General features: G+C 41.6%; 20 protein-coding genes. All 20 read left to right on the top strand.

Annotated features, from left to right (window positions below; genetic code table 11):
• Window positions 1-275: 275 nt before the first annotated feature.
• The 20 genes from OW255_RS11940 to pyrH all read left to right on the top strand — a co-directional run bounded on the left by OW255_RS11940 (window position 276) and on the right by pyrH (window position 24,648).
• Window positions 276-1,298, top strand: coding sequence for a LacI family DNA-binding transcriptional regulator (locus tag OW255_RS11940; RefSeq protein WP_024835703.1), 1,023 nt, complete (start codon window positions 276-278; stop codon window positions 1,296-1,298).
• 23 nt (window positions 1,299-1,321) lie between these two features.
• Window positions 1,322-2,728 carry a type 2 periplasmic-binding domain-containing protein gene (locus tag OW255_RS11935; RefSeq protein ID WP_268114212.1) on the top strand — a complete coding sequence of 469 codons (1,407 nt, stop codon included), beginning with the start codon at window positions 1,322-1,324 and terminating at the stop codon, window positions 2,726-2,728.
• 54 nt (window positions 2,729-2,782) lie between these two features.
• Window positions 2,783-3,715, top strand: a complete 933-nt coding sequence (locus OW255_RS11930) for a carbohydrate ABC transporter permease (RefSeq protein WP_024835705.1) — start codon at window positions 2,783-2,785, stop codon at window positions 3,713-3,715.
• A 2-nt stretch (window positions 3,716-3,717) separates the two neighbouring features.
• Complete coding sequence (locus tag OW255_RS11925; RefSeq protein WP_024835706.1) at window positions 3,718-4,557, top strand: carbohydrate ABC transporter permease; 840 nt, start codon at window positions 3,718-3,720, stop codon at window positions 4,555-4,557.
• A 101-nt stretch (window positions 4,558-4,658) separates the two neighbouring features.
• A complete protein-coding gene (gene galE / locus OW255_RS11920) occupies window positions 4,659-5,678 on the top strand; it encodes a UDP-glucose 4-epimerase GalE (protein ID WP_024835707.1) in 1,020 nt (339 codons plus the stop codon).
• A 381-nt stretch (window positions 5,679-6,059) separates the two neighbouring features.
• Window positions 6,060-7,382, top strand: coding sequence for a putative DNA modification/repair radical SAM protein (locus OW255_RS11915; RefSeq protein WP_024835709.1), 1,323 nt, complete (start codon window positions 6,060-6,062; stop codon window positions 7,380-7,382).
• Between the two features lie 3 nt (window positions 7,383-7,385).
• A complete protein-coding gene (locus OW255_RS11910) occupies window positions 7,386-8,165 on the top strand; it encodes a TIGR03915 family putative DNA repair protein (protein WP_024835710.1) in 780 nt (259 codons plus the stop codon).
• 137 nt (window positions 8,166-8,302) lie between these two features.
• A complete protein-coding gene (locus tag OW255_RS11905) occupies window positions 8,303-9,850 on the top strand; it encodes a YifB family Mg chelatase-like AAA ATPase (RefSeq protein WP_268114211.1) in 1,548 nt (515 codons plus the stop codon).
• A complete protein-coding gene (dprA, locus tag OW255_RS11900; RefSeq protein WP_268114210.1) occupies window positions 9,837-10,937 on the top strand; it encodes a DNA-processing protein DprA in 1,101 nt (366 codons plus the stop codon). The genes OW255_RS11905 and dprA overlap by 14 nt, the downstream gene beginning before the upstream one ends.
• A gap of 14 nt (window positions 10,938-10,951) precedes the next feature.
• The gene (topA, locus tag OW255_RS11895) at window positions 10,952-13,021 is read left to right on the top strand and encodes a type I DNA topoisomerase (protein WP_024835713.1); all 2,070 of its coding nucleotides are present in this window, start codon (window positions 10,952-10,954) and stop codon (window positions 13,019-13,021) included.
• Window positions 13,022-13,154: 133 nt separating this feature from the next.
• Window positions 13,155-13,970, top strand: coding sequence for a GTP-sensing pleiotropic transcriptional regulator CodY (gene codY / locus OW255_RS11890; RefSeq protein ID WP_024835714.1), 816 nt, complete (start codon window positions 13,155-13,157; stop codon window positions 13,968-13,970).
• Between the two features lie 235 nt (window positions 13,971-14,205).
• Entirely contained in the window at window positions 14,206-14,946 is a 741-nt protein-coding gene (gene rpsB / locus OW255_RS11885; RefSeq protein WP_024835715.1) for a 30S ribosomal protein S2, read from the top strand.
• 136 nt (window positions 14,947-15,082) lie between these two features.
• Window positions 15,083-16,006, top strand: a complete 924-nt coding sequence (tsf, locus tag OW255_RS11880; protein ID WP_024835716.1) for a translation elongation factor Ts — start codon at window positions 15,083-15,085, stop codon at window positions 16,004-16,006.
• A gap of 128 nt (window positions 16,007-16,134) precedes the next feature.
• A complete protein-coding gene (locus tag OW255_RS11875) occupies window positions 16,135-17,052 on the top strand; it encodes an ABC transporter permease (protein WP_024835717.1) in 918 nt (305 codons plus the stop codon).
• 17 nt (window positions 17,053-17,069) lie between these two features.
• Window positions 17,070-18,110, top strand: coding sequence for an ABC transporter permease (locus tag OW255_RS11870; protein ID WP_024835718.1), 1,041 nt, complete (start codon window positions 17,070-17,072; stop codon window positions 18,108-18,110).
• A 15-nt stretch (window positions 18,111-18,125) separates the two neighbouring features.
• On the top strand, window positions 18,126-19,136 hold the full coding sequence (locus tag OW255_RS11865; protein ID WP_268114209.1) for an ABC transporter ATP-binding protein: 1,011 nt from the start codon (window positions 18,126-18,128) through the stop codon (window positions 19,134-19,136).
• Window positions 19,136-20,113: an ABC transporter ATP-binding protein gene (locus OW255_RS11860; RefSeq protein WP_268116603.1), complete on the top strand. Its 978-nt coding sequence runs from the start codon at window positions 19,136-19,138 to the stop codon at window positions 20,111-20,113. Before OW255_RS11865 ends, OW255_RS11860 begins: the two co-directional genes overlap by 1 nt.
• 111 nt (window positions 20,114-20,224) lie before the next feature.
• Window positions 20,225-21,916, top strand: coding sequence for a peptide ABC transporter substrate-binding protein (locus OW255_RS11855; RefSeq protein WP_268114208.1), 1,692 nt, complete (start codon window positions 20,225-20,227; stop codon window positions 21,914-21,916).
• A 216-nt stretch (window positions 21,917-22,132) separates the two neighbouring features.
• Window positions 22,133-23,815: a peptide ABC transporter substrate-binding protein gene (locus tag OW255_RS11850; RefSeq protein WP_268114207.1), complete on the top strand. Its 1,683-nt coding sequence runs from the start codon at window positions 22,133-22,135 to the stop codon at window positions 23,813-23,815.
• A gap of 131 nt (window positions 23,816-23,946) precedes the next feature.
• A complete protein-coding gene (pyrH, locus tag OW255_RS11845; RefSeq protein WP_268114206.1) occupies window positions 23,947-24,648 on the top strand; it encodes a UMP kinase in 702 nt (233 codons plus the stop codon).
• Window positions 24,649-24,652: the final 4 nt, after the last annotated feature.

Below are 24,652 nucleotides of genomic sequence, written 5' to 3'. Positions count from 1 at the left end.
GGCTGAAAGATATATTTTACTAAAAATGACATTTTTCGAAAACGATTAAGTAAAAATAATTGGAGCCATACTGCAATAATAGCTCATTTGTTTTAGAAATACAAGAGAAATTTATGAGGTACTTGGATTTTCTTTCTATATCAACCGTTATAATGCATAAAATGTTAACGTATAATCTATATAAATTAGATGAAATTCTAAAAAACTATTGATTTTTTCCAGAAATAGGGGTATAGTGGAATTACGAAAACGATTAAGTTAAAAGGATGAGACATATGATTTCTATGAAAGAACTGGCGCAGCATTGCGGGGTATCTGTTGCCACAGTAAGTAAAGCACTCAACGATCAAAGCGATATTGGTGAGAGCACAAAATTAAGAGTTAAAAAGGCAGCGGAAAAACTGGGATATTTTCCAAATGCAGCAGCAAGGTCTTTAAAAACCAATAAAAGCTATAACATTGGTGTTCTATTTGTAGATGAGGCTAACAGTGGCCTCACTCATGAATACTTTGCAGCCGTATTGGAAGGATTTAAGGTGGAAGCTGAAAAACAGGGGTATGATATCACCTTTATTAACAGCCAGATTGGTAAGAAAAAAGTTTCTTACTACGAGCATTGCAAATACCGGAATGTAGACGGTGTTGTCATTGCCTGCGTAAACTTTGACAGTCCTGAAGTAGCAGAACTCCTGGCAGGTGATATTCCAGTTGTAACTGTGGATCACATTCATGAGAACTGTTCCTCTGTCTTATCTGATAATGCAACAGGAATTACTACACTTTTGGAGCATGTCTATGAAAAGGGGCACAGAAAAATCGCCTATATTCATGGCCAGTCAAGTACAGCCGTTACAAAAACCAGAGTCACCAGTTATTACAGATTTATAGAGAATCACCATCTGGAGGTGCCGGATGATTATGCAGTGGAAGCTAATTATCTGGATGTCAGCCAGGCGTCAGAAGCAACGAAAAAGCTGTTGGATCGAAAAGATCCGCCTACCTGCATTCTTTATCCGGATGACACCGCTTTGATTGGCGGTTTAAATGAGATTAGAGCAAGGGATATGAGAGTTCCGGAGGATATTTCCATTGCCGGTTACGATGGAAGCCGGGTTTCTCAGTTTTTAAACCCAAGGCTGACAACCATTCGGCAGGATACGGCAGCAATTGGAAGGCGGGCAGCAGAGAAATTGATAAGCACCATCGAGAAACCTAAAACTACATTTACGGAGCAGATCATTGTGGAGGGAGATCTGCTTGTTGGGGAATCGGTTGGATATGCATATGAATTAAAATAGTTTTTAAGAAAAGGAGAGGTAATATGAAGAAGAAGGTAGTAAGTGGATTGTTGTGTGCAGTCATGGTTGCATCATTGACTGCCGGCTGTGGTGCAAAGAGTACCCAGACCCAGGAAACAACAAAGGGCGGCACAACAGAAACAACAAGCAAGGAAGCAGAGGCAAAAAAAGAAGAACCAGGTAAAGAGGGAAAAGTCATTAACATTTACGTGTGGAATGACGAATTCAAGGCAAGATATGAAGACTATTATGCTTCAAAGCTGCCGGCAGGGTATACAGTGAATTTCGTTACTACTCCAAGTGAGAATAATGCGTATCAGAACGCCCTTGATGAAGCGCTGTTAAATCAGGCAGATGCGAAGGCAGATGATAAAGTAGATATGTTCCTTGTAGAGGCTGATTATATATTGAAGTATGTAAATTCCGACAGTACCCTTGATTTAAAGGAAATCGGTATTACGGATCAGGATATGTCAAAGCAGTATGATTATACCAAGGTCATCGCTCAGGATACCAAGGGCGTTCAGAAGGGTATTTCATGGCAGGGCTGTCCTGGACTTTATATTTATCGCCGTTCCATTGCAAAGGATGTTCTTGGAACCGATGATCCGGCTGAAGTTCAAAAAGCAATCAACGACTGGGATTCCTTTGATAAGACAGCAGCAAAGATGAAGGATAAAGGATATTATATGGTATCTGGATTTGATGATACATACCGTACATTCTCCAATAACGTTTCTTCTCCTTGGGTAAATGGTGATAAGGTTGTCATCGATCCTAAGATCGAGAAATGGATTGAGCAGACAAAGAACTACACAGACAAGGGCTACAATCAGAAAACAGTTCTCTGGGCAGCGGAATGGGCTTCCGGACAGGGACCTGATTCCAAAGTATTTGGTTATTTCATGCCAGCATGGGGTGTTGATTTCGTTATGGCAAAGAACTCTCTTGCAAAAGCAGAAGCTGATGGCGGAAAGCAGGAGGCAGGCAATGGTACATTTGGTGACTGGGCAGCAACCATTGGACCAGAATCCTATAACTGGGGCGGAACCTGGCTGTGTGCAGCGGCTGGAACCGACAATGCTGATATCGTAGCTGATATTATGAAGACTATTTGTACCGATGATGCAACGATGAAGAAGATTGTAGAAGAGAAGAATGACTTTGTAAACAACAAGACAGTTATGGAAGCACTTGCAAAGAGCGATTATAAGTCCCAGTTCCTTGGTGGACAGAATCCTCTTCAGATGTACTGTGATGCAGCTGAAAAGATCGATATGAGCAAGATCTCTCCATACGATCAGGGTCTTAATGAGAGCATTCAGACCGCTATGCACGATTACTTTAACGGAACTGTTGACAAAGACACAGCGATGAAGAACTTCTATACATCTATCAAAGAAAAATACCCGGAATTAAAAACCGAGTAGCTGTAAATAGCAGGGCGGGGACACCCCGCCCTGAAAAAAGCAGGAGGTTTTGCTATGGTAAAAGAAAAAAAGGCAAAGACCAGAAAAAAAGTCAGCTATGCAAAATGGGGATATATTTTTCTGATACCATTTTTTGCCACATATTCTATATTCTCACTGATCCCGCTGATCAATACATTTTATAACAGCTTGTTTGAAAATTACCGTTCCGGATTAACCCATATCGGTCCTAATTTTGTAGGATTTCAAAATTATATCTCTATTTTTCAAAGTGATCTGCTTAAATACTTTGGAAATACCATGATTTTATGGGTTATAGGGTTTATACCTCAGATCATTATCTCCTTGATTCTGGCTGTCTGGTTTGCTGATTTTCGGATGAAGCTTAGAGGAAGCGCGTTTTTTAAGACAATTATTTATATGCCTAATGTCATAATGGCGGCATCCTTTGCCATGCTGATTTTTGCGTTATTTTCTGATAATGGTCCAATGAATAACCTGTTGATGAAAGCAGGAATGAGCGATGAACCGATTCGCTTTCTGGCTACGGTTTGGGGGACCAGGGGACTAATTGGTCTTATGAATTTCATGATGTGGTTTGGAAATACGACCATTCTTTTAATGGCAGCTATTATGGGAGTTGATGCTTCCCTTTTTGAGGCTGCTTCCATTGACGGAGCGAAATCCTTGCAGATTTTCACTAAGGTTACCATGCCTATCATCAGACCCATTTTCGTCTATGTACTTATTACATCCATGATTGGTGGCCTTCAGATGTTTGATGTGCCACAGGTACTTACTAACGCCCAGGGTACACCTGACAGAACCAGTATGACTTTGATTATGTTTTTAAACAATCACCTTTACAGTAAGAATTACGGAATGGCAGGTGCCTTATCTGTCATACTGTTCATCATCACAGCAGTCCTAAGTCTGTTTGTATTTTTCATACTGACTAATTCCGGCGATAAGAAAGGAGGACGTTAATCATGGGCAAAGCAGAAAAATTGAAAAAAGCCGTGGCTTACGTTGTACTGTCCCTGCTGGTATTTTTATGTCTCTTCTTCTTTTACTGCCTGGTGATCAATGCAACAAGATCTCATCCAGAGATTTCAAAAGGATTTTCATTTATTCCCGGCAAATCCTTTGGTGCCAATCTTCATAACGTACTTAACAATAAGAATCTCCCAGTTGTTCAGGGAATCTTAAACAGCTTGATCATAGCAGGCAGCTCGGCCCTCCTTTCTGTATACGTTTCCGCCATGACTGCCTATGGAATCCATGCTTATGAATTCAAGTTCCGTAAGACGATTTACTTATTCATTATTTTAATTATGATGATTCCCACACAGGTAACTACCCTTGGATTCTTAAGACTGATCAATGCAATGAACCTTATGGATAATTTTATTCCTTTGATTTTACCGTCTATGGCAGCTCCTGTTGTTTTCTACTTTATGGTGTCTTATTTTGAAAGCAACCTTCCGCTGGAGATTGTGGAATCAGCAAGAATTGATGGATCCAATGAATTTTACACCTTTAACTTCATTGTATTGCCTATTGTGAAACCAGCATTGGCTGTTCAGGGAATCTTTGGATTTGTAGCCTCCTGGAATAATTATTTTGTTCCATCCCTGGTATTAAAATCAAATAGCAGGAAGACACTCCCTATCCTTATCGCCCAGCTGCGTAGTGCAGATTTTTTAAAGTTTGATATGGGGCAGGTTTACATGCTGATAACCATTGCCATTATTCCAGTGGCTATTATATACTTATGTCTGTCTAAATTCATCATAGGAGGAGTTACAGCAGGCAGTGTAAAGGGATAAACGAAAAAAAACTATAGGTTTTTCTAAGAATTCTGCATTGTCATTTTGCTCCTTTATGCTTATAATAAGGAAAGATGTACATTTTTGAAGGAGGAAACAAAATGGCTATTTTGGTTACCGGAGGTGCAGGCTACATTGGGAGCCACACCTGCATAGAGCTGCTGGATGCAGGATATGAAGTAGTGGTAGTTGATAATCTTTGCAATGCCAGTAAAGAATCTCTGGAACGTGTGATGGATATCACGGGTAAGAGCCTGACTTTTTATGAAGCAGACTTACTGGACCGGGGGGCACTTTTAGAGATATTTGAAAAAGAAAACATAGAGTCGGTGATTCATTTTGCCGGATTGAAGGCGGTAGGAGAGTCGGTAGGAAAGCCGCTTGAATATTATCATAATAACATTACAGGAACCTTAGTTCTTTGCGAAGTGATGAAAGCTCACGGAGTAAAGAGCATTGTGTTCAGTTCCTCTGCAACCGTATATGGAGATCCCGCCTTTGTTCCGATTACCGAAGAATGTCCAAAAGGAGAGATTACCAATCCATATGGACGGACAAAGGCAATGCTGGAGCAGATCTTAACGGATTTACATACGGCGGATCCTGAATGGAAGGTAATGCTACTTCGTTACTTTAATCCAATCGGTGCACACAAATCCGGACGTATCGGAGAAAACCCAAAAGGAATACCAAACAATCTTCTTCCCTACATCACTCAGGTGGCAGTGGGGAAATTAGATTGCCTTGGTTTGTTCGGAGGCGATTACCAAACGGAAGACGGTACCTGTGTTCGGGATTATATCCATGTCGTGGATCTTGCAGTAGGCCATGTGAAAGCATTAAATAAAGTGGCTAAAAGTCAGGGCGGCGTTTGGGTCTATAATCTTGGTACCGGCATCGGCTACAGCGTTCTGGACGTAATTCATGCATTTGAAGAAGCCAATGATTTAAAGATTCCTTATGTAATGAAAGAGAGAAGACCAGGAGACATCGCCAAATGCTATGCCGATCCTTCCAAGGCAGAGAAAGAACTTGGCTGGAAAGCAGAGCGGAGCTTAAAAGATATGTGCCGCGATTCCTGGAACTGGCAGAAAAATAATCCAGAAGGATATGTAAAATAATATTATATACGAATAGATACCGCCTCCGTATAAAGACGGCTGGCGGTATTTGTTATAATAGAACGATATAATTTTAAAAGTTTGCAGTTACTCACGTCTCTCTTTTTTTCGTCACCGCATGCCAGACTCCATAATGTACCAATTATGGTCTTTTTTTGATATCTTAAATTTCTCATTAATATGAAAAAATACGCCATAATGAAGGTATCTCTTCCTATATAAATATATTCCGAATTTCCCGCTTTCCTTATAAGTGAATCAATACTAATAAGAAGTAAATGGTATCTTCTCCCAGATAAGAACATACATTCGAAAATGCTTGATTATATTGTTGATTTATGATATGATCTTAGTAAAAGAACGTGCGTTCGAGGTGAGAAGATGCTGATACAGGAAGAATTAAGTGTTCAGGAAAAACTTGAAATTTTATCAGATGCTGCAAAGTATGATGTTGCCTGCACATCCAGCGGTGTTGACCGGAAAGGAAAAGCAGGAACTTTGGGAAATGCGGCCAAAGCAGGAATCTGCCACAGCTTTTCTGCGGATGGCAGATGTATTTCTCTGCTAAAGATTTTATTTACCAATCAATGTGTCTACGATTGCAAGTACTGCATCAATCGTAGCTCTAATGATGTGCCCCGTACGGCATTTACTCCAGAGGAAGTATGCCAGCTGACCATACAGTTTTACCGGCGCAATTATATAGAAGGTTTGTTTTTGAGCTCAGGTATTTTGCACAGTCCTGATTATACCATGGACTTAATTTATCAGACCTTGAAAAAACTAAGAGAAGAATACCACTTTCACGGTTATATTCATGTAAAAGCCATTCCTGGTGCAGATCCTGTTTTGATTGAGAAGACAGGCTTTTTGGCAGACCGTATGAGCATCAATCTGGAATTGCCGACGGCTGATGGCTTAAAGAAACTGGCACCGGGAAAAAGCAGAAGTAAGATACTCACACCTATGAAGCAGATTCAAAATGGTATAACTGCCAATCGGTTTGAGCTGATGGAATATAAAAAGGCGCCGGCCTTTGTTCCTGCCGGACAGAGTACCCAGATGATCGTAGGTGCCACGCCAGAGAATGATTTTCAGATGATGATGGTGGCTGAGGCACTTTATCAGAAGTATGATTTAAAAAGAGTGTTTTATTCTGCATTTGTACCGGTGAATCAGGATATTAATCTTCCTTCTTTGCCTGGTGGTCCACCTCTTTTAAGGGAACACAGACTGTATCAGGCGGACTGGTTGATGCGTTTTTATGGATTTCAGGCAGGAGAACTGCTCTCAGAGGAACGCCCCAACTTTAATGTGCTGCTAGATCCAAAGTGCGACTGGGCTTTAAGGCATCTGGAGTTATTTCCTGTTGAGGTGAACCGGGCGGACTATTATACCCTTTTGCGGGTACCCGGAATGGGAGTCAAATCAGCACAACGCATCGTAGCGGCCAGGAAAAACGGACCGCTTGATTTTGATGCGCTGAAAAAGATTGGTGTCGTATTAAAAAGAGCAATCTATTTTATTACCTGCTCTGGCAGGATGATGTATCCGGTGAAAATTGACGAGGATTATATTTCCAGCCATTTGATTGGAGATGAAAAAAGAAAGGTGTGGGAGATAGGCTCTTTCGGTTCCTACCGTCAGATTTCTCTGTTTGATGACATGAATGCCCCGTCATTAACGGTGTCAGGAGGTTTATAGAAGATGAAAACAGTCTATTTATGCGAGAATAGTGTAGAAGGAATCTTAAGTGGTGTATACACTGCATGGACCAGTAGAAAAGGTCATGATAACGTAAAATTGAAGATCATGGGAACGGAAGATACCATGGAGCTGTTCTGCCAATACGAAGAAGTGAAAATTGATTCGGTGAAAGCAGGAAAGGTGATAAAGGCGATGAAAGAGAAGATTTCAAAAGAAGCATATTCTCTCGTCTATAAGTCTGCCCTGAGCAAAGACCCCGACCGGGCTGATAAGATTTACCGTTTTCTTATCTACGGATTTCATATTGGCTCCAGTATCATTGACATGCTGCAGCTTCCGGAGGTTTATGAAATTTTTCAAATGTGCCGCCACATCGACAACGAAACCCATCTTCTGACGGGGTTTGTGCGATTTATTGAGATGGAAGGAGAGCTTTTGGTAAGCCGCATTGGCCCGAAGAATGATGTGGTTGTTCTTTTGGCGCCTCACTTTGCAGATCGTTTGTCAGGAGAAAACTGGGTGATTTATGACGAGAATCGTAAAAAGGCAGTACTTCATCCTGCCAATCGTCCTTGGTATCTTTTGGATCTTATTTCACCGGAGTGGGAGAGTAAGTTAAAAAAGGCCTCCGAGGAAGATGAATACGAGGAACTTTTTAAATGCTTTCGGAAAAGCATTTCCATCAAAGAACGGGAAAATCCTGTTTGCCAGCAAAACCATATGCCTTTGCGTTACCGACCCTATATGCCAGAATTTTCCCATGGGTTACGGGACACATAATGAATCAAATCTTGCCTTTTTCAACCGTTTGAGGTATGATGGAAACACGTTCCGGTTCAGGAACATTCCATGTGCGTTTCTGCACGTTTATCCATGTAAGAAATTATAAAACTGAATAAGGAAAGGATGAGGCGTTTTTGTACAGCAAAGTTCATAGCATTGGTATTACAGGGGTGGAAGGAGTTCCTATTTTGGTAGAGGCGGATGTCAGTGATGGACTTCCGGGCTTTTCCATGGTAGGATATCTTTCTTCCCAGGTCAGGGAAGCACAGGACCGGGTTAGAACGGCATTAAAAAATTCCGGCTTTCGTCTTCCAGCCAAAAAAGTTACTATAAATCTTTCCCCTGCTGATATACGAAAAGAAGGCACGGCCTTTGATCTGCCTATTGCAATTTCCATGTTATCCGCTTCCGGCCATATCAAATCTTCTGCCTTGGAGGATTGTGTAATTTCCGGTGAACTGGGGTTAGACGGAAGGATCAAACCCGTTCATGGAGCACTCTCCATTACAGCAGCTGCAAGAAAGGACGGAAAGTCCGTATGCTTTCTTCCCAGGGAGAATGTGCAGGAAGGCCTGGTAATTGAAGGAATCAATATAATTGGGGTAAGTAAGCTAAAGGAGCTGGTGGATGAATTGAATTTCCCAGGTGCTCAGCAAAAGGGAGAGATGCCGGGAGATTGGAGACAAGCTGAGTCTTGTTCCTATGAAGTGGATTTTTCTGAAATAGGAGGAATGCCTCTTCTTCGAAGAGCTACGGAGGTTGCAGTCGCTGGAATGCACAATATTCTCTATATAGGTCCGGCAGGAACCGGCAAATCTATGTTGGCAAATCGAATTCCGACCATAATGCCGTCGTTATCCTTAGAGGAGACCATAGAGATATCAAAAATCTACAGCGTCAGCGGACTGCTTTCCCCTGAGATGCCATTAATGGCAAGGCGGCCCTTTCGAAGTCCGCATCATACCATCAGCCCTCAGGCTCTTTCTGGAGGTGGGCGAATTCCCAAACCAGGAGAAATCTCTCTGGCATCTGGAGGCGTTCTGTTTCTGGATGAATTTCCTGAATTTCAAAAAAGCACCATTGAGATCTTAAGACAGCCATTGGAGGAAGGAAAGATAACAATTTCCAGGGTGCATGGTTCTTATGAATTTCCTGCAAATTTCATGCTGGCTGCTTCCATGAACCCTTGTGCCTGTGGCTTTTATCCTGACAGAACCAAATGCAGGTGCACAGAACAACAGGTATATAAATACTTAAGCAGGATATCAAAGCCTCTTTTAGACCGCATTGACATCTGCGTCGAATCCAGAATGATTACATATGAGGAACTGGAGCAAAAGGAGGGAGGAGAGTCCTCAGCCTCCATACGAAGCCGGATAGAAGCAGCCAGAAAGATACAGGCAAAGCGGTTTAAGGGACAGAAAATATACTTTAACAGTTCTATGAGAAAAGGGGAGCTTGAACGGTTCTGTATATTGGAGAAGTCTGACAGGGAATTCTTAAAGCAAATCTATGAATCTCAGAGGCTTAGTGCAAGGGGATATGAAAAGCTGCTTAAAATATCCAGAACCATTGCGGATCTGGAAGGTTCTTGTGAGATTCGGAGAGCACATTTGGCTGAGGCTGCCGGTCTGCGCAGTCTGGAAGGAAAATACTGGGGAGGAATCTATGGTCAGTCATGAGGAGAGAGAATATTTATACTGGCTTTGCCATGTCCCTATGTTAGGGGCTGTGACCATAAAGCGGCTTTATGATTACATGGGAAGCTATAAAGAGATATATAATATAGAAGGAAAAGAGTTACAGAGGCTGGGACTGCTTAAGTCGTCTGCTGTATCTGCATTTGAAGATAGCAAAAAAAGGAAGACAAGGTGTGATAAGGAACTTTATGGTTTAAAAGAACAAGGGATAGAGTTTGTCACATCACATGATGCCGGGTTTCCGGCACGTCTCTTTCAAATATATGATTATCCTATGGGTATCTTTTACAAGGGAAAACTTCCAGATAAAGCTCGTCCCACAGTCGCGGTGATTGGAGCCAGAAACTGCACGAATTATGGAAGGCAGATGGCTTCTTATCTTTCCAAGGAACTGGCCTCCTGCGGCGTTCAGATTATAAGCGGACTTGCCAGTGGAATCGACGGGGCAGGTCATCTGGGTGCGCTGGAAGGAAAGGGAGACACTTATGGTGTATTAGGCTGCGGAATCAATATCTGTTATCCCAAAGAGAATTATGGATTGTTTGAACAAATAAAAGAAAGAGGAGGCATTCTTACAGAGTTTGTCCCAGATGAAGCCCCCAGGCCCTGTAATTTTCCGATGAGAAACCGGATTATCAGTGGTCTGTCTGATGCAATCCTTGTGATTGAAGCCAGAGAAAAGAGCGGTTCTCTCATTACAGCAAACCTGGGACTGGATCAGGGGAAGGAAATTTTTGCTCTTCCAGGGAGAGTCACAGATCCATTAAGTGCAGGCTGTAACCGGTTGATTTCTGAGGGTGCCGGTGTGATTTTAAGTCCTGATTCTGTTCTGGAATATTTTGATTTACAAAATGGTAAAATATTAAGAGTTCATGAAAAAAATAAGAACGGGCTTGCCAAAAAAGAAAAAATGGTGTATAGTTGCCTAGATTTACAACCAAAGAATCTGGAAGAGATTGTATCTTTAAGTGGATTGTCTGTCAGTGAATGTATGGGAGCCCTTTTGGAGCTAGAATTTAACGGCCTCATTTTGCAGACATCCCATCAATATTATGGTAAGAAACTATAGGCGAGGAGTTTGGTATGGCGAACTGTTTAGTAATTGTGGAGTCACCGGCGAAAGTAAAAACAATAAAAAAGTTCTTGGGGACGAACTATGAAGTGGATGCATCCAACGGTCATGTAAGAGATCTCCCGAAAAGTCAGATGGGAATTGACGTTGAGAATGATTTTGATCCAAAATATATAACAATCAGAGGAAAAGGGGATATTCTGGCAAAGCTCAGGAAGGAAGTAAAGAAGGCAGATAAGATTTATCTGGCGACTGACCCTGACCGTGAGGGAGAAGCGATTTCCTGGCATTTATTAAAGGCCTTAAAGCTTGATGAGCTGAAGGAAAAGCAGGTATTTCGAATCAGCTTTAATGAGATTACAAAGAATGCAGTAAAAGCCTCCTTAAAGACCCCAAGAGCCATTGATATGAATCTGGTGGATGCCCAGCAGGCCAGAAGAGTCCTTGACCGTATGGTTGGATATATGATAAGCCCCTTATTATGGGCAAAGGTTAAGAGAGGCTTAAGTGCCGGTCGTGTACAGTCCGTGGCACTGCGGCTCATCTGTGACCGGGAGGAAGAAATCAATGCATTTATTCCCGAAGAGTATTGGAATCTGGATGCCCAGTTAAAGCAGGACGGAAGCAAGAAGATGCTGACTGCGAAATTTTACGGCGATAAGAGCGGAAAGCTTCCCATTCGTAATAAAAAGGAATTGGATGTGATTCTTAAGGGACTTGAGAATCAGACCTATGAAGTGGAAGAGGTAAAGAATGGAGAAAGAGTTAAAAAAGCTCCCATTCCCTTTACAACCAGTACGCTTCAGCAGGAAGCTTCCAAGGTACTTAATTTTTCTACTCAAAAAACCATGCGTCTTGCACAGCAGCTTTATGAAGGTGTTGAGATAGCTGGTCATGGAACCGTAGGTCTTATTACTTATCTTCGAACAGATTCTACCAGAATCGCAGAAGAAGCGGATACAGCAGCAAGAGAGTACATTGAAAAGCAGTATGGCAGCCAGTATGTGGCACAGGGAGAGCAGAGCAAGAAAACAAACGCAAAGATCCAGGATGCTCACGAGGCAATCCGTCCAACTGACATTGCACTTACACCAGTTATGGTAAAGGAATCGTTGCAGAGAGACTTGTTCCGGCTTTACCAGCTGATCTGGAAGCGCTTTGCGGCCAGCCGTATGCAGCCGGCTGTTTACCAGACAACTTCTGTGAAAGTAGGAGCCGGAGAGTATTTGTTTACACTTTCTGCATCCAAGCTTTCTTTTGATGGATTCATGTCTGTGTATGTACAGGAAGATGATAAAGAGGATGCCAATGTCTTATTAGGGAATCTGGAAAAGGGAAGTATTTTAAAGCTTGAAAATCTTGAGCATGGACAGCATTTTACCCAGCCGCCTGCGCATTTTACTGAGGCTTCTTTAGTAAAGGCAATGGAAGAACAGGGAATAGGCCGTCCAAGTACCTATGCACCTACCATCACCACAATCATTGCGAGACGGTATGTGGCTAAGGAGAATAAGAATCTTTATGTAACAGAGTTAGGGGAAGTTGTTAATAGTATGATGAAGCAAAGTTTCCCCAGTATTGTAGATATTACATTCACCGCGAATCTGGAATATCTCCTTGATAAAGTGGGAGATGGTTCGGTCCAGTGGAAGACGGTTGTAAAGAATTTTTATCCGGATTTAAAGGAAGCGGTAGACAAAGCTCTTGTGGAGCTGGAATCTGTGACCATTGCAGATGAAGTGACAGAGGAAATTTGTGAGCTGTGCGGCCGTAATATGGTCATCAAATACGGTCCTCATGGTAAGTTCCTTGCCTGTCCTGGATTTCCGGAGTGTAAGAACACTAAGCCATATCTGGAGAAGGTTGGAGTTCCATGCCCTAAATGCGGTAAGGAAGTCGTAATCAAGAAGACGAAAAAAGGCAGAGTCTTCTATGGCTGTGAAGCCAATCCCGATTGTGATTTCATGTCATGGCAAAAACCTTCCACGCAGAAATGTCCAAAGTGTGGAGCTTACATGGTTGAAAAAGGAAATAAATTGCTTTGTTCCAATGAGCAGTGTGGATTTAGCACGGATAAATAGCAAAAATGGAAAATTATTAAGAAAATCGAAAATCTTCAAAAAACTATTGTTATTTGAGCATAATAATGTTAATATTTATACATTAGAGATATATTTTGGATTTTCACACAAATTCATAAGGAGGTTTTCGGCTATGAGCGTACAGTTGTTGGACAAAACTAGAAAAATTAACAAATTATTGCATAACAACAATTCGCATAAGGTAGTATTTAACGATATCTGTGAAGTGCTGACCGAGATCCTGAATTCGAATATTCTTGTAATCAGCAAGAAGGGAAAGGTGCTTGGCGTAGGCCTGTCACCGGACATCGATGAGATTCAGGAACTGATTGCAGATCAGGTCGGCGGTTATGTAGATATTATGCTGAATGAGCGCCTTCTCAGCATTCTGTCAACAAAAGAAAATGTTAATTTGGAGACGCTGGGATTTACTGGCGATAATATTAGAAAATATCAGGCGATTATAACACCGATTGATATTGCAGGTGAAAGACTTGGAACTCTTTTCATTTACAAAAAGGATTCTCAGTATGACATTGATGATATCATTTTAAGTGAGTACGGCACTACGGTGGTAGGCCTTGAGATGATGCGGTCCGTCAATGAAGAAAATGCAGAAGAGACCAGAAAAGTACAGATTGTAAAATCTGCTATCAGTACATTATCCTTTTCTGAACTGGAAGCAATTACCCATATTTTTGAGGAATTGGATGGGAACGAAGGAATACTTGTTGCAAGTAAAATTGCTGACCGTGTAGGAATTACCCGTTCCGTTATCGTTAATGCCCTTCGCAAGTTTGAAAGTGCCGGCGTTATTGAATCCAGATCATCTGGTATGAAGGGAACTTACATCAAAGTTTTAAATGACGTGGTTTTTGAAGAGCTAAGAGCGATTAAAGCAGGAACCGTTAAGAGTATGACAGAGCGCAGAGAATTAAAAGATTTATAAAAATATTTAGAAAAAAGGAGCGGACAAAAATCTGCTCTTTTTTTCTGAATTAGCCAGCACAGCTCTCTTTTTCAGGCGTTAAGTACAAAAAACTACTTGCATCGTGTAGAAAATTATGCTATACTGGCTAAGCTTAATAAAAAACACGTCTGCGGATTTCTGTGGAAGGTGCCTGATAAGGGTCTCCCAGGGAGCATGAGAAACGGACGGAAGTAAAACCAATGGAGGTAATAACATGAGCGTTATTTCAATGAAGCAGCTTTTAGAAGCTGGCGTACACTTTGGTCATCAGACCAGAAGATGGAACCCTAAGATGGCTCCTTACATTTACACAGAGAGAAATGGTATCTACATTATCGACTTACAGAAATCTGTAGTTAAAGTAGACGAAGCTTACAAAGCAATCTCTGATATTGCTAACGAAGGCGGTAAGATTCTTTTCGTTGGTACAAAGAAGCAGGCTCAGGATGCAATCAAATCTGAGGCAGAGCGTTGCGGAATGTACTTTGTTAACGAGAGATGGCTTGGCGGTATGCTGACAAACTTCAAGACAATTCAGTCCAGAGTTGCCAGATTAAAAGAAATTGAGACTATGTCTCAGGACGGTACATTTGAAGTACTTCCTAAGAAAGAAGTTATCGCTCTTAAGAAAGAGTGGGAGAAATTAGAGAAGAACTTAGGCGGAATCAAAGACATGAAGAAGATTCCGGATGCGATTTTTGTCGTTGATCCTAAGAAGGAAAGAATCTGCGTACAGGAAGCTCATACACTGGGTATTCCATTAATCGGTATCGCTGATACAAACTGTGATCCTGAGGAACTCGATTTCGTGATCCCAGGTAACGATGATGCGATCAGAGCTGTTAAGTTAATTGTGTCTAAGATGGCTGACGCAGTAATCGAAGCAAACCAGGGCGAGGCAGTAGCTGAGGAAGCAGAAGCGGCTCAGGATATGGAAGAGACTGTGGAAGCTTAATAATTCAGGCGATTGAATGCTTCGACCTGCTTTGAGAAGCGGGTCGGAGCATTTTTTACTGGAAAAAAACCCAGTAATTTAATGTGGACTATTAATCATGAAATGATATATTGATATATATATGGAGGGCGAATAAATGGCAGCAATTACAGCTGGAATGGTAAAAGAATTAAGAGAGATGACCGGTGCAGGTATGATGGATTGCAAGAAGGCTCTTGCAGAAACTGATGGCAACATGGACAAGGCAGTTGAGTTCTTAAGAGAAAAAGGACTTGCAGCAGCTTCTAAGAAAGCTGGCAGAATTGCAGCAGAAGGTATCGTTGCTACGATTGTAAGTGAAGATGGAAAATCTGCAGCAATCGTTGAAGTAAACAGCGAGACAGACTTCGTTGCTAAGAATGCTCAGTTCCAGACATATGTTGCTGATGTTGCAGCACAGGCACTGGCTTCTGAATCCAAAGATATGGAAGCATTCCTTGCTGAAACATGGGCAAAAGATACTTCTTTAACAGTAGAGCAGATGTTATCCAGCCAGATCGCAGTTATCGGCGAGAACATGAACATCAGAAGATTTGAGAAAATCACAACGGATGGCGTTGTTGTTGATTATATCCATGGCGGCGGAAGAATCGGCGTTTTAATCGAGGCAAGTGCAGAAGTTGTTAACGATACCGTAAAAGAAGCTTTAAAGAATATTGCAATGCAGATTGCAGCATTAACTCCAAAGTATGTTAGAAGAGATGAGATTTCACAGGAATTCATCGATCATGAAACTGAAATTTTAAAAGTTCAGGCTAAGAATGAAAATCCAGACAAGCCAGACAGCATTATTGATAAGATGATTGTTGGACGTCTGAATAAAGAATTAAAAGAGTTCTGTCTGGTTGATCAGGCTTATGTAAAAGATGGAGATTTAACTGTTGCTAAATATTTAGAGCAGGTTTCTAAAGAAGTTGGCGGCAAGGTAGATGTGAAGAAGTTCGTACGTTTTGAAACTGGTGAGGGTCTTGAAAAGAAAGAAGACAATTTCGCTGAAGAAGTTGCGAGACAGATGCAGTAACCTTAACAGGATTCAGGGGGGAATCCCATGGGTATCCATGGGATTTTTCTATTAAAACAGTGTCCGTTTACCATTAACAAATGTTTCCATATTGTACGGACATCACAATACCAAAGGAGTTGACGAAAGTGGCTAAGTATATTATTAAGCGAATCGCTATGGCGATTGTAACAATCTTTGCAGTTGCAACGGTTACATTCTTTGTCATGAATATGGTCCCAGGCGGTCCCTTCATGTCTGAGAAAGCAATCAGCCCACAGGCTCAGGCCGCATTAAATGAAAAATATGGCCTTGATAAACCGTTAAGTGAACAGTATATCACTTATATGTCAGATCTTCTGCATGGAGATTTGGGATTAAGCGTAAAGCAGCGTGGACGTACTGTTAATATGATCATCGCAACAAAGTTCCCGGTATCTGCTAAAATTGGCGGTATGGCTATTCTGACCGCTGTTCTTATTGGTGTTCCTCTTGGAAGTATTGCAGCTTTTAAGCGTGGAACTCCTGTCGATAATGTAATCATTATATTCAGTACCTGCGGCATTGCCGTTCCTAGCTTCGTGGTTTGTACCGTTCTCATGTATGTATTAAGTTTAAAACTGGGGCTCTTGCCCACGTTTGGATTGACCTCGTGGAAAAACTATATCATGCCGGTAATGGCTCTGTCCTTTTATCCGTCATCCTATATTGCGCGCCTCATGCGTTCCTCCATGCTTGATGTTATGGGACAGGATTATATGAGAACTGCCCGTGCAAAAGGTCTTTCCCAGCTGGTCAGCATCTTTAAGCATGCACTTCGTAATGCGATTCTTCCGGTTGTTACATATTTAGGACCACTTTTGGCCTATACCGTAACAGGAAGTTTCATTGTTGAGAAAATATTTACCATCCCTGGCTTAGGATCTGAGTTTATTGGTTCGATTACTGGTCGTGATTATCCTCTTATTATGGGTACCACTATTTTCCTTGCTACTTTGATGGTTATCATGAACGTGCTAGTCGACGTTGCTTATAAATTCATTGACCCACGTATCAATCTGAAATAAGAGAAAGGAGAAAGAGGATGCCAAAGAATAAAATGTCATTACAGCTTAATGTGGAAGACTTTCTCCCTGCAAGCGATGCGGAAAAAGAAAGCTTAACAGTCATGCGGAAAAGTGTCGGATTCTGGAAGGATGGAATCAGACGTTTAAAAAAGAATAAAATCGCTATGGTCAGTGTTTTTGTTATTCTATTAGTATTTATCCTGTCATTTGCTGTACCACAGTTTTATCCATACAGCTATGAGCAGCAGATAAGGGGAAGTGAGAATCTTGCCCCTATGCAGTATTCCCAGAAAGAATTACAGGCAATCGATGCAGGAGAAAGTGTATTCCCTCACATTTTGGGAACCGATAATCTTGGTAGAGATTATGCGGTCCGCGTTATGATGGGGAGCCGTGTTTCTCTGATTGTAGGTTTGGTTGCTTCCTGTATTATCCTTTTGATTGGATCTCTTTACGGCTCCATCGCCGGTTTCTTTGGAGGCTGGGTGGATATGATTATGATGCGTATTGTTGATATGATTTATACAGTACCAGATATATTAATCATTGTACTTCTATCGGTTGCCTTTGACCAACCCTTAAAGGCTTTGGCACAAAAACCGGGATTTCAGTGGATTCAGGTCATTGGTGTAAACTTAATCAGTATCTTTGTGGTTTTCGCACTTCTTTACTGGGTAGGTATGGCACGTATTGTAAGAAGCCAGATTCTTATTTTAAAGGAGCAGGAGTATGTAACGGCAGCAAGAGCTCTCGGAGCTTCCAGCGGTCATATCATTAAAAAGCACCTTCTTACCAACTGTATCGGTACTTTGATCGTTACAACAACTCTGCAGATTCCGTCTTCTATTTTTACGGAAAGCTTTTTAAGTTTCCTTGGTCTTGGCGTTGCTGCACCTATGCCATCTCTGGGAAGTCTTGCAAGTGCCGCTTTAAACGGTCTTCAGAGCTATCCTCACCGCTTATTTGCGCCAGCAATCATGATTTCAGTCATTATTTTAAGTTTCAATCTCTTAGGTGATGGCCTTCGTGATGCATTTGACCCGAAACTGAAAGATTAAAGGAGGAGAGAACTGATGAGTGAGTATTTAGTTAATATTGAAAATGAACGTCTTTCTTTCTTTACTCCGGCAGGGGAAGTTAAGGCTTTAAATAATGTGTCCCTTCATTTACGTGAAGGAGAAGTTCTTGGCATCGTAGGTGAGTCAGGTTCTGGTAAATCTGTAACCGCATATAGCTTAATGGGACTTACTGCTTATCCAGGACGTCTGATTGGAGGATCTCTTCAGTTTAACGGTCATCAGATTGATCAGATGACAGAGAAGGAAATGAGAAAAATCAGAGGTAATGAGATCTCTATCATTTTCCAGGATCCGATGACCAGCTTAAATCCTGTATACACTATAGGAAATCAGATCTGTGAAGTAATCATGCTTCATACAGATAAGAATAAAACTCAGGCCAATGAGCGTGCAAAAGAATTATTGACTCTGGTTGGCATCAATGAACCGGAAAAACGTTTAAAGCAGTATCCTCACGAATTATCCGGTGGTATGCGTCAGCGTGTTATGATTGCCATTGCCTTGGCTTGTGAACCAAAGCTTTTGATTGCTGATGAGCCGACAACTGCTCTTGACGTAACCATTCAGGCTCAGATTCTGGAATTGATGATGGAATTAAAAGAAAAGCTTGGTATGGCTATCATTATGATTACTCATGACCTTGGTGTGGTTGCTAATATGTGCGACCGTATTGCGGTTATGTATGCTGGAAAAGTAATAGAGTATGGCGATGCCAACGATATTTTCTATAATCCAAGCCACGAATATACAAAAGGTCTGATTCGAAGCATTCCTAAGCTGACAGAAAAAGAGCACAACAAGCTTGTGCCAATTGAAGGAAGCCCTGTGGATATGTTAAATCCTCCTGCTGGCTGTCCTTTCGCGCCAAGATGCAGAGCTTGTATGAAGATCTGTCTGCGTGAGATGCCGCCATATACGGATGTTTCAGATATACATTACAGTGCCTGCTGGCTTCTGCAGAAACAGGAGTTTGAAAAACAACAGGCTCAGAAGGGAGATGCATGATGGACAATAAGTATCTTGTAGAAGTTCAGAATTTACAGCAGTATTTCCCGGTTGCCGGTGGCAAAATGTTTGAGAAAAAAGTTGTAAAAGCTGTTGATAACGTATCCTTTGGAATTAAAAAGGGAGAAACACTTGGACTTGTAGGTGAGTCTGGTTGTGGTAAGACCACTACTGGCCGTACTCTGCTTCGTCTTCATGAGCCGACATCCGGAAAGATCCTTTTTGACGGAAAGGACATAACAAAAGTAAATATGCTTCCTTACCGCCGGAAGATGCAGATCGTTTTCCAGGATCCTTATGCCAGTCTGGATCCCCGTATGACAGTAGGTGATATTATTGGTGAAGCCATTGATATTCATCGTCTGGCTGCCAATAAAAAAGACCGTCAGGAGCAGATTATCTCTGTTCTATCTACCGTAGGCCTTAACTCAGAGCATGCGAATCGTTATCCCCACGAGTTTTCCGGCGGACAGCGTCAGCGTGTTGGTATTGCAAGAGCCCTGGCAGTAGATCCTCAGTTTATCGTCTGTGATGAGCCTGTATCAGCTTTGGATGTTTCCATTCAGGCTCAGGTTGTTAACATGTTTGAACAGCTTCAGGAGGAGCGTGGACTTACTTATTTATTCATTGCCCATGATCTTTCTATCGTTAAGCATATCTCTAACCGGATCGGTGTTATGTATCTTGGAAAGATGGTAGAGCTTGCGGACAGCTATGAGCTTACATTCCACAGCCTTCATCCGTATACAAAGAGCTTAATTTCTGCGATTCCCATTGCCGACCCTGAGCTCAGCAGAAAATCCAATCGAATTGTATTGGAAGGAGATGTGCCAAGCCCTGTAAATCCGCCATCTGGATGTCGATTCAGAACACGCTGCCCTTATGCAGATGAACTCTGTGCTGCTCAGGAACCAGAGTGGAAAGAGGTTACATCCGGTCATTATGCGGCTTGTCATCATTTAGATAAAGTGAACTAAAAATTCATTGCTATTTTCCCATAGTTATGATATGCTAGAACATAAATCAGCGCAGTAGCCGAGTAAAGTGTTACTGCGCTGATAATGAATACTTTTATAGGAGGAAAAACTATGAAAAAAATGTCACTTGTATTGGCTGCCGTTATGGCAACAGGCATGATTCTTACCGCTTGCGGCGGAAGTAAATCTACTCAGCCAACAACTGGTGCAGCTACCAGCGCAGCAAACGGAGAAACGACCGCACCAGCAGAAGGGAATTCCAAAGGGCTTGATCTTGCAGTTCAGATTGGACCAGATCCGGAGACAATCGATCCTGCTTTAAATAGTGCGGTTGATGGTGGAAACATGATTCTTCATGCATTCGAGACATTGCTGTCTGTAGATTCTGAGAACAAGATCGTACCAGGTCAGGCAGAGTCTTTTGATGTATCTGAAGACGGATTAACTTATACCTTCCACCTTCGCAAAGGGTTAAAGTGGAGCGATGGCACACCTTTAACAGCAAATGATTTTGTTTACTCATGGAAGAGACTGGCTGATCCTAAGACAGCAGCACCATATGCAGGAGATATGCTTGGATATGTAAAGGGATACGATGAAGCAGCAGCTGGAAATCTTGATGCTCTTGGTCTTTCCGCACCGGATGAAAATACATTTGTAGTAGAATTATCTGCTCCTTGTGTTTATTTCTCTAAACTTGTAACACATGGCTCCATGGTTCCTGTTGAAAAGGCTACTGTAGAAGCTAATGGTGATCAGTGGACTTTAAAGCCAGAAACTTATGTATCTAATGGTCCTTTAAAGATGATCGAGTGGGTTCCAGGATCTCACATTACATTCGCTAAGAATGAAAATTACTGGGATGCAGATAAGGTAACCTTAAATACTCTTAAGTTCATTCTTATGGAAGACGGAAATGCTGCTTACAGTGCTTACCAGACAGGTGAAGTTTCCATGATCAAGACTGTTCCTACAGAAGAAGTTCCAGGTCTGAAAGGAAAAGAAGATTTCCATGTAGAACCTATCATGGGTACCTACTACCTTGATTTCCAGAACCAGAAAGAGCCATTTAACAATCCTGATGTTCGTATGGCATTAAGCCTTGCAATCGATAGAGATTACGTTGCTAACACAGTAATGCAGGGAACTTATATGCCTGCTACTAACTTTGTTGGACCTGGTATTTCTGATGTAGAGCCAGGAAGCTTCTTTGAAGATGAAACAAGAAAGCTTAACGGCAAAGATTTCTTTGATTTAAAGAATCATGATGCAGATGTAGCAAAAGCAAAAGAACTTCTTGCAAAAGCTGGTTATCCAGATGGTCAGGGCTTCCCGACAATTGAATATATGATTAATGATTCCGGTTACCACAAACCAGTTGCTGAGTATTTACAGAGCTGCTGGAAAGAAGTACTTAACATTAATGTAGATATCAAAGTTGTTGAGTGGGCAACCTTTACACCAACCCGTCGTGCTGGTGATTATCAGGTAGCTCGTGATGGTTGGGTTTACGATTATGATGATCCTTCCAACATGCTGAACTTAATGATGGCTTCAAGCGGTAACAACAATGCGAAGTACAGCAATCCAGAACTTGATAAGCTGTTAGACGAAGCAAACACAACTGCAGATGAAAAAGAACATTACTCAAAGCTTCACGAAGCTGAGAATATGATTCTGAAAGATGCGGCAATTGCTCCAGTTGCTTATTACACTGATTTCTGGTTACAGAATCCGAAATTAAAAGGAACATGGCATTCTCCATACGGCTACTGGTTCTTCCAGTATGCTACTATGGACTAAGAATAAAAGTCTTACAAAGAACAGTCAGGAAGTATTTCCTGGCTGTTTTTTTGTGTCTCAAATCTCAGGATTAAATGATACTTTAGTAATAATTGAACAATTAAATCTATATTTTATTGATTTAATTGTTCTTATATGATATCCTGTAAAAAATTGGTAAAACATTTAGCAATATCATGGGATGCCAATATTATGATATTTATAGGAGGATGAGCTATGAAAAAGAAGTCACTTTTTTTAGTTGCGGTAATGGTATCCAGCCTTATTCTTTCTGCTTGCGGTGGGAATAAAGCGGCTGAACCATCAAAGGGCGCAACTTCAGCAGCAAACGGGGAAACAACTGCTCCGAAGGGCGGAACTGCAGGTCTTGATCTCGCAGTACAGGTTGGACCAGACCCTGAAACCATTGATCCTGCCTTAAACAGTGCAGCTGACAGTGCCAACATGATTATGCATGCCTTTGAAACACTGTTGATTGTAGACAAGGATAATAAGATTGTACCGGGACAAGCAGAATCTTATGAGGTGTCAGATGACGGGCTTACTTATACCTTTCATTTGCGTGATGGTTTAAAGTGGAGTGATGGTACTCCCTTAACTGCAAACGACTTCGTTTTCTCATGGAAACGGCTTTCAGATCCTAATGTTGCAGCTCCATATGGAGAAGATATGTTAGGATATGTAAAGGGGTATCAGGAGGCCGCAGCTGGAAATATCGACGCTCTTGGCGTTTCCGCGCCGGATGATAAAACCTTTGTAGTAGAGTTATCTGTTCCCTGCGTGTATTTTATAAAGATTGTAACTCATGCAACCATGGTTCCTGTACAGAAGACGTCTGTAGAGGCTAACGGGGAGCAGTGGAGTTTAAAGCCTGAAACTTATATTTCTAATGGTCCCTTAAAGATGATTGAGTGGGTTCCAGGTTCTCATGTCACTTTTGCTAAGAACGATAATTACTGGAACGCAGATAAAGTTACTATTAATACTTTGAAATTTGTTTTAATGGAAGATGCTAACGCAGCTTACAGTGCATACCGGACTGGAGAAGTGGCTATGATTAAGGATGTTCCTACAGAGGAAATTCCTTCTCTTCAGGGCAATGAGGAATTTCATGTAGCACCTAACGTTGGAGTTTCTTATTTAGATTTTAATAATCAGAAAGAGCCTTTTACTAATCCGGATGTCCGTAAAGCTCTGAGTCTGGCCATTGACCGGGATTATGTATCAAATACAGTCATGCAGGGAATCGGCGCTCCTGCAGGAAACTTTGTACCTCAAGGTGTCAGTGATGCGGAAAGCGGAACTTATTTTGAGGATGTGACCAGGAAAAATAACGGCGGAGATTTCTTTAATATTAAAAATCATGAAGAAGATTTAAAAAAGGCTAAGGAGCTTCTTGCAAAAGCTGGATATCCTGATGGAAAGGGATTTCCGGTAGTTGAATATATGACCAATGATGCAGGTCATAATAAGGCAGTGGCAGAGTATTTACAGAACTGCTGGAAGGAACTTGGCGTTAACATGGACATTAAAATCGTGGAATGGGGAACCTTTGCACCAACCCGCCGTGCAGGAGATTATCTCACAGCACGGGATGCATGGAGTCTTGATTATGATGATCCTTCCAATCTGCTGAACTTATTGAAATCAACAAGTGGTAATAATAGTGCTCAGTATAAGAACCCAGAACTTGATAAACTGCTTGATGAAGCCAATGCTACTCTCGATGTAAAAGAGCATTATGCAAAACTTCATGAAGCAGAAAATATGATTCTTGAAGATGCAGCGATTGCTCCGCTTAACTATAGAAATGAATTCTGGTTACAGAATACAAAGTTAAAAGGAACATGGTATTCCCCATTTGGTTACTGGTTCTTCCAGTATGCTACCATGGAATAAGAGAAAAAATTGATATGAGATGCCCGGGAATTTATTTCCCGGGTTTTTTGCGGGGAAATACCTCTTTCCAACCTTCTAAAAGTATGCTATAATCTTTTAAGACAATACAAAAGTACAGGAGAGTTAAGGTTATGAATCCAAGACGTGTATTATTAAAACTCAGCGGTGAGGCTCTTGCCGGAGCAGAGAAGACCGGCTATGATGAGTCTACGGTGAAAGAAGTTGCACGGCAGGTTAAGATATCCGTTGATGCAGGCGTCCAGGTGGGCATTGTTATCGGCGGAGGGAACTTCTGGAGAGGAAGAACCAGTAATGCCATTGACAGAACGAAGGCGGACCAGATCGGAATGCTGGCTACTATCATGAACTGTATTTATGTTTCGGAGATTTTCCGGAATGAGGGGATGGGCGCTGAGATCTTGACACCTTTTTCATGTGGTTCCATGACAGAGCTTTTTTCCAAAGACAGAGCCAATAAGTATTTTGCAGAGGGTAAGGTAGTATTCTTTGCCGGCGGAACCGGTCATCCTTATTTCTCTACGGATACTGGAATTGCACTGCGTGCGATTGAGATGGAAGCAGACTGTATTCTTCTGGCTAAGGCCATAGATGGTGTATATGACAGCGATCCTAAGATCAATCCCAATGCTGTAAAGTATGATAAGATTACAATTCAGGAAGTAATAGATAAGCAGCTTGGAGTGATTGATCTGACTGCTTCCATTATGTGTATGGAAAATAAGATGCCGCTTGCGGTATTCAGCTTGAATGAAAAAGATGGCATTGCCAATGCCATGCAGGGAAAAATAAACGGTACGATTGTTACCGCATAACCAG

Source organism: Lacrimispora xylanolytica (assembly GCF_026723765.1).
GTDB classification, from domain to species: domain Bacteria; phylum Bacillota; class Clostridia; order Lachnospirales; family Lachnospiraceae; genus Lacrimispora; species Lacrimispora xylanolytica.
The sequence above is the reverse complement of the archived record's forward strand: the minus strand, read 5'-3'. Positions and strand labels throughout refer to the sequence as shown.

Coding starts and splice junctions, on each gene's coding strand:
- OW255_RS11940 (WP_024835703.1), top strand. CDS start 276: ATGATTTCTATGAAAGAACTGGCGCAGCATTGCGGGGTATCTGTTGCC.
- OW255_RS11935 (WP_268114212.1), top strand. CDS start 1,322: ATGAAGAAGAAGGTAGTAAGTGGATTGTTGTGTGCAGTCATGGTTGCA.
- OW255_RS11930 (WP_024835705.1), top strand. CDS start 2,783: ATGGTAAAAGAAAAAAAGGCAAAGACCAGAAAAAAAGTCAGCTATGCA.
- OW255_RS11925 (WP_024835706.1), top strand. CDS start 3,718: ATGGGCAAAGCAGAAAAATTGAAAAAAGCCGTGGCTTACGTTGTACTG.
- galE (WP_024835707.1), top strand. CDS start 4,659: ATGGCTATTTTGGTTACCGGAGGTGCAGGCTACATTGGGAGCCACACC.
- OW255_RS11915 (WP_024835709.1), top strand. CDS start 6,060: ATGCTGATACAGGAAGAATTAAGTGTTCAGGAAAAACTTGAAATTTTA.
- OW255_RS11910 (WP_024835710.1), top strand. CDS start 7,386: ATGAAAACAGTCTATTTATGCGAGAATAGTGTAGAAGGAATCTTAAGT.
- dprA (WP_268114210.1), top strand. CDS start 9,837: ATGGTCAGTCATGAGGAGAGAGAATATTTATACTGGCTTTGCCATGTC.
- topA (WP_024835713.1), top strand. CDS start 10,952: ATGGCGAACTGTTTAGTAATTGTGGAGTCACCGGCGAAAGTAAAAACA.
- codY (WP_024835714.1), top strand. CDS start 13,155: ATGAGCGTACAGTTGTTGGACAAAACTAGAAAAATTAACAAATTATTG.
- rpsB (WP_024835715.1), top strand. CDS start 14,206: ATGAGCGTTATTTCAATGAAGCAGCTTTTAGAAGCTGGCGTACACTTT.
- tsf (WP_024835716.1), top strand. CDS start 15,083: ATGGCAGCAATTACAGCTGGAATGGTAAAAGAATTAAGAGAGATGACC.
- OW255_RS11870 (WP_024835718.1), top strand. CDS start 17,070: ATGCCAAAGAATAAAATGTCATTACAGCTTAATGTGGAAGACTTTCTC.
- OW255_RS11865 (WP_268114209.1), top strand. CDS start 18,126: ATGAGTGAGTATTTAGTTAATATTGAAAATGAACGTCTTTCTTTCTTT.
- OW255_RS11860 (WP_268116603.1), top strand. CDS start 19,136: ATGGACAATAAGTATCTTGTAGAAGTTCAGAATTTACAGCAGTATTTC.
- OW255_RS11855 (WP_268114208.1), top strand. CDS start 20,225: ATGAAAAAAATGTCACTTGTATTGGCTGCCGTTATGGCAACAGGCATG.
- OW255_RS11850 (WP_268114207.1), top strand. CDS start 22,133: ATGAAAAAGAAGTCACTTTTTTTAGTTGCGGTAATGGTATCCAGCCTT.
- pyrH (WP_268114206.1), top strand. CDS start 23,947: ATGAATCCAAGACGTGTATTATTAAAACTCAGCGGTGAGGCTCTTGCC.